The sequence below is a fragment of the Diaphorobacter sp. HDW4B genome, assembly GCF_011305535.1.
In the GTDB taxonomy this organism is placed as follows: domain Bacteria; phylum Pseudomonadota; class Gammaproteobacteria; order Burkholderiales; family Burkholderiaceae_C; genus Diaphorobacter_A.
Genome location: NZ_CP049905.1, coordinates 2853647 through 2868388, shown reverse-complemented (window position 1 = coordinate 2868388; position 14742 = coordinate 2853647). Strand labels below are relative to the sequence as shown.

12 protein-coding genes are annotated in these 14742 nt (G+C 62.4%); 6 read left to right on the top strand and 6 right to left on the bottom strand.

From position 1 onward, the window contains the following. Positions 1-64 precede the first annotated feature (64 nt). The 3 genes from G7048_RS13095 to G7048_RS13085 are packed head-to-tail and all read left to right on the top strand — an operon-like array spanning position 65 to position 2906. Entirely contained in the window at positions 65-1300 is a 1236-nt protein-coding gene (locus G7048_RS13095) for a CaiB/BaiF CoA-transferase family protein (protein ID WP_166068565.1), read from the top strand. Between the two features lie 7 nt (positions 1301-1307). Continuing rightward, positions 1308-1868, top strand: a complete 561-nt coding sequence (locus tag G7048_RS13090) for a DUF2889 domain-containing protein (protein WP_166068564.1) — start codon at positions 1308-1310, stop codon at positions 1866-1868. 27 nt (positions 1869-1895) lie between these two features. Then, positions 1896-2906 carry a tripartite tricarboxylate transporter substrate binding protein gene (locus G7048_RS13085; RefSeq protein ID WP_166068563.1) on the top strand — a complete coding sequence of 337 codons (1011 nt, stop codon included), beginning with the start codon at positions 1896-1898 and terminating at the stop codon, positions 2904-2906. A 20-nt stretch (positions 2907-2926) separates the two neighbouring features. Here G7048_RS13085 and G7048_RS13080 read toward each other — a convergent pair whose 3' ends face one another. From G7048_RS13080 to G7048_RS13055, 6 genes are all read right to left on the bottom strand, one after another. Then, positions 2927-4384, bottom strand: coding sequence for a sensor histidine kinase (locus G7048_RS13080; protein ID WP_166068562.1), 1458 nt, complete (start codon positions 4382-4384; stop codon positions 2927-2929). A gap of 309 nt (positions 4385-4693) precedes the next feature. Next, a complete protein-coding gene (locus G7048_RS13075; RefSeq protein ID WP_166068561.1) occupies positions 4694-5368 on the bottom strand; it encodes a response regulator transcription factor in 675 nt (224 codons plus the stop codon). A gap of 298 nt (positions 5369-5666) precedes the next feature. Continuing rightward, positions 5667-6818, bottom strand: coding sequence for a 2-aminoethylphosphonate--pyruvate transaminase (locus G7048_RS13070; RefSeq protein WP_166068560.1), 1152 nt, complete (start codon positions 6816-6818; stop codon positions 5667-5669). A gap of 81 nt (positions 6819-6899) precedes the next feature. Beyond that, entirely contained in the window at positions 6900-8639 is a 1740-nt protein-coding gene (locus G7048_RS13065) for a putative 2-aminoethylphosphonate ABC transporter permease subunit (protein ID WP_166068559.1), read from the bottom strand. Further along, the gene (locus G7048_RS13060) at positions 8636-9778 is read right to left on the bottom strand and encodes a putative 2-aminoethylphosphonate ABC transporter ATP-binding protein (RefSeq protein ID WP_166068558.1); all 1143 of its coding nucleotides are present in this window, start codon (positions 9776-9778) and stop codon (positions 8636-8638) included. The genes G7048_RS13065 and G7048_RS13060 overlap by 4 nt, the downstream gene beginning before the upstream one ends. 105 nt (positions 9779-9883) lie before the next feature. Continuing rightward, the gene (locus G7048_RS13055) at positions 9884-10903 is read right to left on the bottom strand and encodes a putative 2-aminoethylphosphonate ABC transporter substrate-binding protein (RefSeq protein WP_166070952.1); all 1020 of its coding nucleotides are present in this window, start codon (positions 10901-10903) and stop codon (positions 9884-9886) included. A gap of 265 nt (positions 10904-11168) precedes the next feature. On the opposite strand from G7048_RS13055, the gene G7048_RS13050 reads away from it, so the two are divergent. Genes G7048_RS13050 through phnY form a run of 3 tightly spaced genes read left to right on the top strand, consistent with a single transcriptional unit; the run spans position 11169 to position 14662 of the window. Next, positions 11169-11924 carry a phosphonate utilization associated transcriptional regulator gene (locus tag G7048_RS13050; protein WP_166068557.1) on the top strand — a complete coding sequence of 252 codons (756 nt, stop codon included), beginning with the start codon at positions 11169-11171 and terminating at the stop codon, positions 11922-11924. A gap of 1 nt (position 11925) precedes the next feature. After that, positions 11926-13161, top strand: a complete 1236-nt coding sequence (gene phnA / locus G7048_RS13045) for a phosphonoacetate hydrolase (protein ID WP_166068556.1) — start codon at positions 11926-11928, stop codon at positions 13159-13161. 49 nt (positions 13162-13210) lie between these two features. Then, complete coding sequence (gene phnY, locus G7048_RS13040; RefSeq protein WP_166068555.1) at positions 13211-14662, top strand: phosphonoacetaldehyde dehydrogenase; 1452 nt, start codon at positions 13211-13213, stop codon at positions 14660-14662. Positions 14663-14742 lie beyond the last annotated feature (80 nt).

The following is a 14742-nucleotide window of genomic DNA, read 5'->3' as shown; positions in this document are numbered from 1 at the left end:
ACATGGGGAAATCACAAGAAGCATAATTTATAGAATGCATTCTTTTTGCAAACGAGGGTCCACCATGTCCACAGCTCCCCTTGCCGGTCGACGCGTGATCGAAATCGGCTCCATGCTTGCCGCGCCGTTCGCGACGCACATCCTGTCCCAGCTCGGGGCCGAGGTCATCAAGATCGAGCCGCCCAACGGCGATCCGACCAGAGCGCTGGTGCGCGGCGGGCCGAGCGGCACCTTCATCGCCTACAGCCACGGCAAGAAGAGCATGTGTCTGGACCTCGGCAAGCCCGAGGGCCGCGACGCGCTTCAGCAATTGCTCAAGTCCTCCGACGCGCTGGTGCACAACCTCGCCCCCAAGGCCGCGCGCAAGCTGGGCGTGTCGCGCACCGATTGCGAGCGCATCAATCCGCAGCTCATCTACTGCCATATTCGCGGCTACGCAGCCGGTCCGCAGGCCGATGATCTGGCGTCCAACCCGGTTGCCGAAGCCTCGACCGGCGTGATGGAAGCCAACCGCGTGAACGGCCGCCCGAGCCGCCTCGGCCCTTCGTACCACGACCAGTTTGCCGGTGCCTATGCGGTGATCGGCATCCTCGCGTCGCTGCTGCGCGATCAAAAAACCGCGACCTCGGAAGACCGCCATGTCGAGGTCGGCCTCTACGAAACCGGCCTGCATGTGGCCTCGCGCGATCTGGTGGCGGTGCAGCTCAAGCAGCACCTGCTCGGTCGCCCCGAGCGCGAACCGCACGGCGAATTCGCGATGCCCGGCTACGGCGCCTATCTCACGCACGACGAACGCTGGCTGTATCTGCTGATGCTGACCGACGGCCACTGGGCCAAGTTCTGCGAGGCCATGAAACTGCCCTACGCCACCGATCCGCAATACGCCACGCTCAAGATGCGCAAGAAGGCCCGCGAGCAGGTCGAGGACATCGTGAAGAACGCCATCGCCGCGCATGATTTCGAGGCCGTGCAAGCCACGCTCAAAGCCAACGGCGTGGGTTGCACCGAGGTGCTGCCACTGGAACGCGTGCTCGAAGCCGAGCAGGCCCACCAGCCCGGCAAGCTGCGCACCGTGTCGTTCCGTGGCCTCGATTTTGAAGTGCCCGAATTTCCACGCGCAGGCGCAGCCAGCGACGGCGTCGAGACCATCGCGCCCGCAGAACTGGGCGAGCACACGCAGGAGATTCTGCAGTCGCTGCCACTGAGCGGGGCAGAAATCGCAGCGCTGCTGAATTCGGGCGGCGTGCAGGCGCAGCAACCGGGCTCGTTCGCCTGGGCCGCCGTGCGCGAGACCGCCTGAGCCGACCATGAGCACCGACAGTCCACGCGAAGAACTGCATCGCCGCCAGATCGATCTGCGCTTTTATCGCCGCGCAGATGGTCTGCATGAAGTCGAAGGTCAGCTCATCGACACCAAGCAGCATGCGTTTCGCCGCCAGCTCACGACCGAAGACACACCCGCTGGCGCGCCGCTGCACGACATCACCGTCACGCTCGTGATCGACGCCGACATGCTGGTGCACGAGGCACGCGCCCGCATGCTCACCACGCCGTTCGAGCTGTGCACGGGAGCCGAGCAAACGCTCGCCCCGCTGGTGGGCCTGCATCTGGGCGCGGGCTGGAATCGCAAGGTGCGCGAGCTGCTCAAGGGCGCGGCGTGCTGCACGCACATCGTCGAGCTGCTCGGGCCGATGGCGACCACGGCGTTTCAGGGTCTGGCACCGCAACGTCTGGCCGCACTCAACGATCCCGCCAACGAGCACCTGCACCGCGCACGCGTGAACAGTTGCTTTGCCTATGCGGACCACCGCGAAGTGGTCGCACAACTGTGGCCGCATCTGCATCGCGGCCAGGACAAGAACGCCTGATTCCAAAAAACCGACAGGAGACATCAGATGCCATATCGTTCATCGGGCCCGCGCATGGGCCGTCGCCAATGGGTGCGCAACACCCTTGCTCTCGCCGCCAGCACCGCCTTGCCATTCAGCGCATGGGCAAGCGGCAAATATCCTGAAAAGCCCATCCGCCTACTGGTTGGCTTTCCGCCCGGCGGCGGCGCAGACTTTGTCGCGCGGCAATTGGCGCAGCATCTGGGGCAGACGCTGAATGCCAACATCGTCGTGGAGAACAAGCCCGGCGCGAACGGCGTGATCGCCGCATCCGAAGTCGCGCGCGCCGCCGCCGATGGCTACACGCTGCTGCTCGGAGTGACCGCCAGCCAGACCATCAGCCCCGTGCTGTCGCAGAAAGTGCCCTACGATCCGCTGCGCGACTTCACGCCGATCTGCAATGTGGGTTCGACCCCGCTGGTGCTGGTGGTCAACCCCAAGCTACCGGTGAAGACCGCCAAGGACTTCGTCGCCTACGTGAACAACAGCCGCGAGCCCGTGCCCTACGGCTCTGCAGGCAACGGCAACATCACGCACATGGCGGCCGAACTGTTCATCCAGAACACAGGCCTGAGCAATCTGCGCCACATTCCATACAAGGGCAGCAGCCAGGTGCTGACCGATCTGCTTGGCGGACATGTGGCCGCGTATTTCGACACGCTGCCGTCGTCCATGCCCTACATCCAGAACGGCCAGTTGCGCGCGCTCGGCGTGAGCTCGCGCGAGCGTGCACCCAGCGCGCCCGACATTCCCACGCTCGATGAAGCGGGCATCAGCGGCTACAACACCACGACCTGGTTTGGCCTGTTCGCGCCGCCCAAACTCAACGTGCAGATCGTGCAGACCTTGAACGACGCCACACGCAAAAGCTTTGACGGTGCCGACGCCCGCAAGAGCCTCACCGCACGCGGCGTCGAGCCGATTCTCAACGTGCCGGATCAGTTCAAGTCGGAGATCGAAGCCGAACTTGGCCGCTGGCGCGCGGTGACTGCCGCGGCGAAGATTTCGCTGGACTGAACGCGCATCGCGCGCAGGCATCAATCCTGCTTTTCCTTGTCCACCAACGCCACAAACTGCACGCTGAACTTTGCACCCGGATTCACCGCGCCGGGCCGCACGTCTTCCAACCGCACCTCGGCCCCGTGCTGGCGAGCGATCTCGCGCACGATGGGCAGGCCGAGGCCCGAGCCGTCGGCCTCGGTGCCGAGGGCGCGATAGAACGGCTGAAAAACCAGCTCGCGCTCGCCTTCGGGCACGCCGGGACCGGAGTCTTCGACCTGCACCATGACGACGCGCCCGAAGGTGTCGGCCAGCACGCGGGCGGTTACCATGCCGGGCTTGTCGGGCGTGGATGGCGTGTAGTTGATGGCGTTGTCCACGAGGTTGCGCACCAGCTCCTTGAGCAAGGTGGCGTTGCCTTCCATGTAGACGCCGGGCGAGCCCGGATCGGCACCTTCGTAGCCGAGGTCGATGCCCTTGTCGAGCGCGCGCGGCACGCTGTCCTGCACCACCTCGATCACAAGGCGCGCCAGATCGACACGCTGGCGCTGCAGACCCGAAGTGCTGCCCCCTTCCGCGCGCGCCATCGACAGCAACTGGTTGACGGTGTGCGTGGCGCGAATCGACGAGCGACCGATCTGCTTGAGCGAGAGCTTGAGTTCCTCGGTGCTCGTGCCTTCGCGCTGCGCCAGATCGGCCTGCATGCGCAAGCCCGCCAGCGGCGTTTTCAACTGATGCGCCGCATCCGCCAGAAAGCGCTTTTGCGTGGCGATCGATTCATTCAGGCGACGCAGCAGATCGTTCACGGAATCGACCAGCGGCGCGACTTCCATCGGCACCGCCTTGTGATCGAGCGGCGACAAATCATCGGGCTTGCGCGCGCGAATGCGCTCTTCCAGCAGATGCAGCGGCTTGATGCCACGCGCCAACGCCAGCCACACCAGCAGCACCGCCAGCGGCAGGATGACGAACTGCGGCAGCATCACGCCCTTGATGATTTCGGTCGCCAGCACGCTGCGCTTGGAGCGCGTCTCCGCCACCTGCACCAGCGCCGCGGGCGCATCCGGCAGCGGCACGCGCACCCAGATATAGGCCACGCGAATGTCCACGCCGCGCATCTCCGCATCGCGCAAACGCACCTCGCCGGAGAACGGCTTTTCCTCATCGGGCGGCTTGGGCAGATCACGTTCGCCCGACAGAAAACGCCCGTCCGGTGCCAGCACCTGGTAGTAGACGATGTCGGATTCATCGGCCCGCAGAATCTCGCTGGCCGGCTGCGGCAGATTGAACTGCACCTTGTCCTTCTGCACCGTGACAAGCTGCGCCAGCGCCTGCGCGTTGTACTCCAGCGCCCGATCGAACGGCTTGTTCGCCAGCCCCTGCGCCACCAGCCAGGTCAGCGCCAGACTCACCGGCCACAGCAAAAGCAGCGGCGTGAGCATCCAGTCAAGGATCTCACCAAAAAGCGACCGCTGCTCACGCTGAAAAATCTTCAAGGACCGGCCTGCAAAGAAGAAGAACGAAGATGACCCAGAGTATCAACGCAAACACATTCGCGAGGCTGACACAAAAAACCAGCACGAGCGCAGCGAAGTGCCGAATCACACCTCTTATGAAACCTCTGACTCGCGGCGGTTGCCCGAACGGCGCGACGCAGTCGCAAAGTGAGTTCTGCCGCGTGACCCCGCATTCAAGCGCGCTTTTGGTGACTTTTCGCGCGCCAGCGAAAAGTTACTCGCCCGCCGGGGCGAGACCCGGCCTCCGCACTCAACCACCGAGCAGGTGCAAAAAATCAAAAGAAAAGATCACCCTGGAATCTTTTCCAGGCAATACCCCAACCCCCGCACGGTCGCAATCCGAATAGGCCCCTTCTCGATCTTCTTGCGCAGCCGATGGATATACACCTCAATGGCGTTGTTGCTCACCTCTTCTCCCCACTCGCACAGCCGCTCGACCAGTTGATCCTTGCTGACCAACCGCCCCGCGCGCTGCAACAAAACCTCCAGCAAGCCCAACTCCCGAGCAGACAGCTCCACCATCTTTCCGTCGATGGACGCCACGCGCCCCGTCTGGTCATAGGTGAGCGGCCCGTGCTTGATCACGCTGCTCGCGCCGCCCATGCCGCGCCGGGTCAGCGCACGCACGCGGGCTTCGAGTTCCTGCAGCGAGAACGGCTTGGCCATGTAGTCGTCCGCGCCATAGTCCAAGCCCTGAACGCGTTCTTCCACGCTGTCGGCCGCCGTGAGGATCAGCACCGGCAGCGCCGATCCGCGACCGCGCAGGCGCTTGAGCACTTCCAGACCATGCAGCTTGGGCAGGCCCAGATCGAGAATCAGCAGATCGAATTCGTTGTTCGTGACCAGCGCCGCGTCGGCTTCCGAGCCGTTGGCCACGTGGTCCACGACGGCCCCCGAGGCTCGCAGCGTGCGCAACAGACCGTCGGCCAGAACCTGATCGTCTTCGGCAATGAGGATGCGCATATGCAGTCTGTCTCCGTTGTATTTGCGTTGGTGGTGGCTGCTGTTTGGGTCATTCAGCCATCCCGATGAACCGGCGCGGAGAAACTGCGGTCATCAATCCCGCAGAGGAGCTTTCCCACGCCCGCCATGGCGGAATTGTAGAACCGCAGCAAACTCGACATGCACACCGGCCCATTTGCAGGAGAGCGAGCGCTCTCAGTCGCGCAACAAGACAACCGCATTGCCAAAAACACAGCGGCCTGCCGGACCGACATTTCAGTCCGGCAGGCACGCCATTTTCGATGGGCTTTTTCTGCGCTTACGCCACGGTTTCAGGCGCGGTCACCTGCTTGATGCCCATGGCCTTGAGCGTATCGGCCACCGCCGCCACCGCACCCGGAATGCCCGCCTCGCCAAAGTGCCCGATGCAGCCCACGCGGAAGGTTTCCATCGCCGTGAGCTTGCCGGGATAGAGGATGTAGCCGCGCTTTTTCACCTCCTGGTAGAAGCGCTTGAAGTCGTAGGCCGGATCGTCCGGCGCGTGGAAGGTGACGATGATCGGCGCCTGAATGTCGTCGTCCAGATAGGAGCGGAAACCCAGTTGGCGCATGCCTTCGATCAGCGCCTTGCAGTTGCGCTCGTAACGCCCGCCGCGCGCTGCCAGACCGCCTTCGTCGAAGTACTGCGTGATCGCCTCGTCGAGCGCCGCGACCACATGCGTGGGCGGTGTGAAGCGCCATTGCGTGGTCTTGTTCATGTAGACCCATTGGTCGTACAGATCGAGCGCCAGCGAGTGCGAATTGCCTTCGCACTTTTCCAGCACCGTGCGGCGCGCGATCACGAAGCCCATGCCGGGCACGCCTTCCAGACATTTGCCCGAAGCCGCGATCACCGCATCGAACGGCGTCTTGCCCGCGTCGATGTCGATGGCACCGAACGAGCTCATCGCATCGATGATCAAGCCCTTGCCGTGCTTGGCGACCACCAACGCGATCTCGTGCAACGGGTTGAGTACGCCCGCGCCGGTCTCGCAATGCACGAGCGCGACATGCGTGATGCTCGGGTCTGCCGCGAGCGCCTTGTCCACATCCGCCGGGCTGACCTGCTGCGCTTCCGTGTAGTCGATGGTGCTGGTCTTGCGACCCAGCACCTTGCTGATCCTGGCAAGTCGCGCGCAGTAAGCGCCGTTGTTGGGCACCAGCACATGGGCGTTTTTCAGGGTCAACGTGCCAATGGCCGCTTCGACCGAAAACGTGCCGCTGCCCTGCATGGGCACGCATTCATGCGTGGCTTCGCCGTTCACGATGCGCAGCACGTTCTGGCGGATGCGCGCGGTGATCTGGTTGAAGTCGCCGTCCCAGGATCCCCAGTCGCGCAGCATCGCCTGGCGCGTGCGGTCGGACGTGGTCAGCGGGCCGGGGGTGAGCAGGATCGGATAGGACGAAGAGGATGAGGATGTGGAAGCGCTCATGTTTTTCTCCAGGGTCTCACGGTGGGTTGAATGATGATGGTTGGAAGGGTGAACAGAGTTTCGAAAAATGGTGTTGAGTCGTCAGCCGCGTCCCAGCGTGCGCCAGGCCTGCGTGCGCGCCAGAATCACGCGCGTGGCCAGCGAGTAGGCAATGCAGACGAGGGTGGAACTCACCACGATCAGGCTGGCCAATGCCGATGCAGGACCGATGTCGCCCGCTTCGTCCATGTGCATGATTGCGACCGCTGCGAGGATGGTCTCGGGCGTGTACAGAAAGATCGCGCACGACAGGCTCGCCATCGACACCACGAAGAAGTAGCGGCCGATGTCCAGAATCGCAGGCAGGCAGACCGGAATCGTCACGCGCACAAAGGTCTTGAAAAAAGGCACTTTGAGCGATGCGGAGACGGCCTCGAACTCGTTGTCGATCTGCTTGAGCGCAGTGACCGCAGTAAGGTGGCTTGACGTGTAGTAATGCACCACCATCGAGATCACCAGAATCGCCAGCGTGTTGTAGAGCCAGTTCAGCGGGTTGTTCGGATGGTTGAAGAACATCACATAACCGAGGCCCAGCACCAGCCCCGGCACGGCCATCGACAGCACGGCCATCAGGTGCATGCCCTTGCGCATGAAACCGAGGTTGCGTGTCTTTTCGATCAGGTAAGCACCGACGAAAACGATGAGCGAACCGACGACCGCGGTGATCAGCGCGACCAGCAAGCTGTTGGTATAGGCCGATGCCATGTCGCTTTCCACCAGCGCAAAGTGGTAGTGCTTGAGCGTGAGCGCCTGGTCGTAAGGCCAGAGCTTGATGAACGATGTGTAGATCGCCATGCCCACCGTGGCCAGCAGCAGAAAGCACACCAGCACGCAGAAGCCGCCGAGCAGCAGATCGCCCACGCGATGCGGCTTGGGCTGATACGGTACCGAGCGCGCGGTGAGCTGCGCCTTGAGCTTGCGGCGCACGCGGTAGTCGATGATGAACGACAGCACCGATGGAATCAGCAGCAGCATGCCGACCACCGCACCCATCGAGAAATTGTGCTGTCCGACGACCTGCTTGAACACATCCACCGACAGCACGTTGAAGCTGCCGCCGATCACCTTGGGTGCACCGAAATCGCTGATCACGTAGGTGAAAACGACGGTGGCCGCGCTGATCAGACCGTACTTGCACGATGGCAGCGTGATGGTGGTGAACTGCCGCCAGCCCGGTGTGCGCAAGGCGGTGGCGGCTTCGTACAGACGGCCATCGGCGAGCGACAGCGCGGTCACCAGAATCATCAGCGCATGTGGGAAGGTGTTGTAGACCTCGGCCAGGATGATGCCCGGCGCGCCGTAGATCGATGCATTGCCCAGCAGAAACTTGAGCGCACCCTGATTGCCGAACCACTGCACGAAGGCGATGGCCGACAGCAGCGACGGCGCGAGCAACGGAATCAGCGCAACCAGTTTCACCGTGGCCTTGAACGAGGTCGGCAGGCAGGTGCGCGTCAACGCATAGGCGCAAATGAAGGCCATGGGCACGGAGATGAACACCACCGACAGCGCGACGAACACCGAGTTTCCCGCAGCGCGCAGCAAGGCCGGTGTCTTGAAGTAGGTGATGAAGTGCTGCAGGCCGACAAAGTTGCCGTCCTTGTCGAGCACCGCATTCACCAGAATCGAGAACAGCGGTGCGATGAGAAAGGTCAGCAGCAGCGCCATGACGACGAGCAGCATGCCGCGCGCAATCCACTCGTCGCGGCTCCAGCGTTGGTGGCCCTGCACGCCGCGCGCGCCGGATGCGGGCAGCCGGTCGGTGATGGCGGCGGCGTTCATGCGGCCACCTCTGCTGTTGCGGACTTGGGCGCGAACACGCGGATGCGGTGCGCGCGCAGGGCGATGTCGATGCGGTTGCCTTCGCGGATGTTCAGGTCATGCAACTGGTTGAGCGTGAAGTGCAGGCCAAGGTTCTGTCCATGCAGTGCTTCCGACGTCACTTCGGCAATGCACAGGCCACCCAGAAATTCCACCTTGGTGATCAGCGCGTTCAGGCGATACGGCGTGTCGTGATCGAGCCGCTCGGCCACGCGGTCTTCGGGGCGCAGGTACAGGTTGACCATCTGTCCCGAAGCGAAGTTTTCGGTGCAGGTGTCGCACTGCAGTTCGATGTCGCCCACGCGAAAGCGGTTGCCACCGAGCGCATGCCCCTTGAGCACATTCACCTTGCCGACAAAATCGGCGACGAACGGCGACGCGGGTCGTTCGTAGATGTCGAGCGGCGTGCCGACCTGCTCGATCACGCCGTGGTTCATCACCACGATGCGATCGGCCATCGACAGCGCTTCCTCCTGATCATGCGTGACCATGATGGTGGTGATGCCCACCTGCTTTTGCAGGCGGCGGATTTCGGTGCGCAGACGAATGCGCTCCAGCGCATCGAGCGCCGAAAGCGGCTCGTCGAGCAGCAGCAATCCGGGGTTGGTGGCGAGCGCTCTTGCCAGCGCCACGCGCTGCTGCTGGCCGCCCGAAAGTTGGCTCGGATACTTCGCGCCCGAGGTCGGCAATCCCACCAGTTTGAGTAGTTCTGCGACACGCTGCTGGATTTGCGGTTTGCGCATCTTGCTGTTCACCAGGCCGTAAGCCACGTTCTCGGCAATCGTCAGATTGGGAAACAGCGCATAGGACTGGAACACGATGCCGTAGTCGCGCTTGTCGGCGGGCAGCCAGGAAATGTCGCGCCCGTTCTGCAGGATCTGGCCTTCGCTTTGCGTCTCCAGCCCCGCGATGATGCGCAGCAGCGTGGTTTTGCCGCAGCCCGAGGGGCCGAGAAAGCACAGCATCTCGCCGGGGCGCACGCTCAGGTGGATGTTGCGAAGCGCGCTGAATGTCTCGAAGTTCTTGTAGAGGCCGTTGATCTCGAGCGCGGGCTTCACGCTCAGCTCATCGGCGATGTGCTTTGTAGTTGTCATGTCCATGGTCCGACCTCACCCAACAGATGAAAGAGAGATGCAAGAGGAGTGCACGAATGGCGATTGGGCGGACCATGCGGCGGCTCGACCGCCACCGCATGGTCCGCAAGATCAGGGCTTGCCTTCAGCCTTGCCTTCGTAGCGCTTGCTCCACTCGGCCAGAATGCGTTCGCGGTTCTTGGCAGCCCAGTTGAGGTCGTTCTTGGCGAGCAGCTTTTCGTAGTTCTCGGGAATGCCTTCGAGCTTGGAGGCCACACCCGGCATGGCCACCACGGCCCACCAGTTGGAGCTGACCACGTTGGCTTCCTTGCTCGCCATCCAGTCGGCCAGTCGCTTGGCGGCTTCGGGCTTCTTGGTGGTCTTCATGATGGACGTGCCTTCGATGTCCCAGCCGAGGCCTTCCTTGGGGAAGATCAGATCGACGGGCGCGCCGGACTTCTTGACCTGATGCGCACGGAACTCGAACGAGATGCCGATGGGGAATTCGCCCGAACCGGCCTGCTTGCAGGGTTTGGAGCCCGAATGCACGTACTGCGCGATGTTCTCGTGCAGCGCGTCCATGTATTTCCAGGCTTCCTGCTCACCCCACATCTGGATCCACGAGGACACATCCAGATAACCCGTGCCGCTCGATGCCGGATGCGGCATGGTGATCATGCCCTTGTAGACCGGCTTGGCCAGATCCTTCCAGCTTTCGGGCTTGGGCAGATTGCGCTTTTTCGCCTCCACTGTGTTGAAGCAGACCGTGGCCGCCCACACGTCCATGCCCACCCATTTGGGCGGGCGCTGCGTGTCGGAATACCCGGGCGAGAGCTGATCGAAGCCCTTGGGCTCGTAGCCCTGCAGCATGCCTTCCTGATCGAGCAGCGCAAGCGAGCTGGCCGCCACACCCGCCACCACGTCGGCCTGCGGATTGGCTTTTTCGGCCAGCAGCTTGGCGGTGATGATGCCGGTGGAGTCGCGCACCCATTTGATCTCGATGTCGGGATTGGCCTTCTCGAAGCCGGTCTTGTACAGCCGCATCGCGTCGGTCTCCAGCGCGGTGTAGACCAAGAGCGGCGTTTTCTGCTGCGCCGCCGCGCTGCCCGCCAGAACGGTCACACCAACCACGGCCGCAAGCAAGGTCGTCATCAGGGTGTGACGTACTCCCACTACTCTTTTCATCGCTTGTCTCCTTTTATATGGAGGCGCTGGCACCCGCCCTTGAACCCGTTGTCTCTCTTGTGTGATCCGTCGGGTCGGTCGGCTTGGTGCTCACATCCTCGGTTTGATTTGCGGATATCCGGCGCGGTTGTCTCTGCTTTTGTGCGTCGGTGTGGTCAATGTAAAACTCATATTGCCTACTGTCAATAGAAAACTGTTGACAGTTTGCATTTTGGATCGAACAATGGAGTCCATGGAAAACAGCAAACCCACCTCCGCTCTGGCCTTTCTGCAATCGAGCTCGCTGCCCATGCTGGTTCAGGAAGAAATCGAACGTCTCATCATGACCGGCGAGTTGCCCGTGGGCAGCCGCATCAATGAAAGCGACATGGCAGCGCGCTTCAACACCAGCCGAGGTCCCATCCGCGAAGCCCTGCGCTCGCTGGAGGAAGCCGGTCTGCTGCGCACGGAAAAGAACCGCGGCATGTTCGTGCGGGAAATCTCGTTCGAGGAAGCCGACGAAATCTACGAACTGCGCGAGGCGATGGAAGAAATCATCGGCCGCCGCGTCTCCAAGGCCATCACGCCCGATGGCGTCGATCGCCTGAAAGCCATGATCGATGCGATGCGCGTGGCCGCCCAGGCCGAGAACCTGGAGCAGTACGCGCAACTGAATCTGCAATTCCACGAAATCCTGCTGGACACCGCCGGCAGCAAAAAGCTCACCGAAACCTACCAGCGCCTGATCAAGGAGCTGTCGCTGTTCCGCATGCGCGCGCTCGACGGCGGCGGCGGTCTGCGCGTGTCGGTCGATGAGCACAGCCACATCGTCGACGCCATCGCCTCGGGCGACGCCGACCGCGCCGGTCAGGCATTGCGCCAGCACGTGGCCGACAGCCGCGCCCGCATGCACAAGGCCATGGGCCGCCCCGATTCCGATTCCGATTCCAATTCCGACTCCATTCCCACCACCTCTTCTTCGACCTCTACCCCCTCCAAGGAAGCCTGAGATGACGACCACGCCACAGACCATCGAAGTCAACAACCGCAATTACCGCTGGATGCCCCGACCCGTCGTGGTCGTGTGCGTGGATGGCTGCGAGCCCGCCTATCTCGACGCCGCCGTGGATGCCGGTGTCACGCCGTATCTGGCCAAGATGCGTGCCCACGGGGCCGATCTGCTGGCCGATTGCGTCGTGCCTTCGTTCACCAATCCGAACAACCTGTCCATCGTGACCGGCGCACCGCCCGCCGTGCACGGCATCTGCGGCAACTACTTCTTCGACCGCGATCTGGGCGAGGAAGTGATGATGAACGACCCCAAATATCTGCGCGCAGGCACCGTGCTCGCCGCCTTTGCCGACAAGGGAGCGAAAGTCGCTGTGGTCACCGCCAAGGACAAGCTGCGCAAGCTGCTGGGCAAAGGCATGAGCGGTATCTGCTTCTCGTCGGAAAAAGCCGATCAAGTGAGCATCGAGGAGAACGGCATCGACAACGTGCTCGACCTGGTGAAGATGCCCGTGCCGTCGGTCTACAGCGCCGAGCTGTCCGAATTCGTCTTCGCCTCCGGCGTGAAGCTCATGGAGACACGTCGCCCCGATCTGATGTATCTCTCCACCACCGACTACGTGCAGCACAAGGCCGCGCCCGGCTCGCCCGCCGCGAATGCGTTCTACGCGATGATGGACAAATACCTCGCGCAACTCGACGAGATGGGCTGCACCATCGTGCTCACCGCCGACCACGGCATGAACGACAAGCACGACGCCAGCGGCCAGCCCAAGGTCATCTATCTGCAGGACGTGCTCGACGGCTGGTACGGCGCTGAAAAGGCCCGCGTGATTCTGCCGATCACCGATCCTTATGTCGTGCACCACGGCGCGCTCGGCTCGTTCGCCACGGTCTACGCACCCGATGCGGCCACCGCCAAGCAGTGGATCTCGCGCCTGAAGGAGCTGCCCGGCATCGAGCTCGCCCTGACCCGCGAAGAAGCCGCCAAGAAATTCGAACTGCCCGAAGACCGCATCGGCGACATCGTCATCGTGAGCGAGAAGAACACCGTCGTCGGCACATCGCAAAGCCGCCACGACCTCTCGGGTCTGGACGCACCGCTGCGCTCGCACGGCGGCGTGTCCGAACAACGCGTTCCGCTGATCTGCAACCGCCCCGTCTCCGGCATTGCAGCCAGCCGCCGTCTGCGCAATTTCGATGCGCTGGACTTGGCACTGAACCATGCAGCCGCATGAGCCATGCATTGACTGACAAGTGATTCACAAAAAAGAAGGAGACCTTCCCATGACCGTATCCGCCCTGCACAAAGCCCCCGAGCTCCGCCACGAAACCCTGCGCATCGCAGGCGAGCGTGTGGAGACCAAGGAGCGCATCGACGTCACCTATCCCTACACCGGCGAAGTGATCGGCTCCGTCGGCAAGGCCACGCTCGAAGATGTGCGCCGCGCCTACAAAATCGCACGCGGCTACAAGTCCAAGCTCACGCGTTACGAGCGCTACAAGATCCTGATGCGCGCGGGCGAAATCATTGCCACGCGTTTGGATGAAATCTCCAAGCTCATCACGCTCGAATCGGGCCTGTGCCGCAAGGACTCACTCTACGAAGTGGGCCGCGCCTCCGACGTGCTGCTGTTCGCCGCCAACCAGGCACTGGTCGATGACGGCCAGGTCTTCTCCTGCGACCTCACGCACCACGGCAAGAGCCGCAAGGTCTACACCATGCGCGAGCCGCTGCAAGGTGCGATCACTGCGATCACGCCGTTCAACCATCCGCTCAACCAGGTGATCCACAAGATCGCTCCAGCGATTGCGACGAACAACCGCACGGTTCTGAAGCCCAGCGAAAAAACGCCCTTCACCGCCTACGTGCTGGCCGACATTCTTTATGAAGCCGGACTGCCACCAGAAATGCTGAGCGTGATCTCCGGCGATCCACGCGAAATCTGCGACGAAATGCTGACAAGCGACGACGTCGATCTGGTGACCTTCACCGGCGGCGTACCCATCGGCAAATACATCGCAGGCAAAGCGGTCTACAAGCGCCAGATTCTGGAGCTGGGCGGCAACGACCCCATCATCGTGATGGAAGACGCCGACGTCGAAGAAGCCGCCACGCTGGCAGCCAGCGGCAGCTACAAGAACAGCGGCCAACGCTGCACCGCGATCAAGCGCATGCTGGTGCACGAATCGGTGGCGGATCGCTTTGTCGAACTGCTGGTCGAAAAGACCAAGGCCCTGAAATACGGCGACCCCATGGACCCGAACATGGACATGGGCACCGTCATCGACGAAGAAGCCGCGATCTACTTTGAAACGGTAGTGAACGAAGCGATTGCAGCAGGCGCCACGCTCAAATGCGGCCACATCCGCAAGGGCGCGCTGTACTCGCCCACGGTGCTCGACAACGTCACGCTCGACATGCGCGTGGCCAAGGAAGAAACCTTCGGCCCGGTCTCGCCGGTGATCCGCTTCAAGACGATCGAAGAAGCGATCCAACTGTCGAACGGTACGGCGTTCGGGCTGTCTTCGTCGATCTGCACGAATCGCATGGACTACATCACTCGCTTCATCAGCGAGTTGAATGTGGGAAGTGTGAATGTGCGTGAAGTGCCTGGTTATCGACTTGAGCTGACTCCGTTCGGGGGGATCAAGGATTCCGGACTGGGGTACAAGGAAGGGGTGCTTGAGGCCATGAAGAGCTTCACGAATACGAAGACTTATTCGTTACCTTGGTGAGGAGGGCTTGCTCCCTCGCCTGCTTGCGGGAGAGGGCGGGGGTGAGGGGGACGTCCATCTTCCTTTTCACCTTCTGCTCT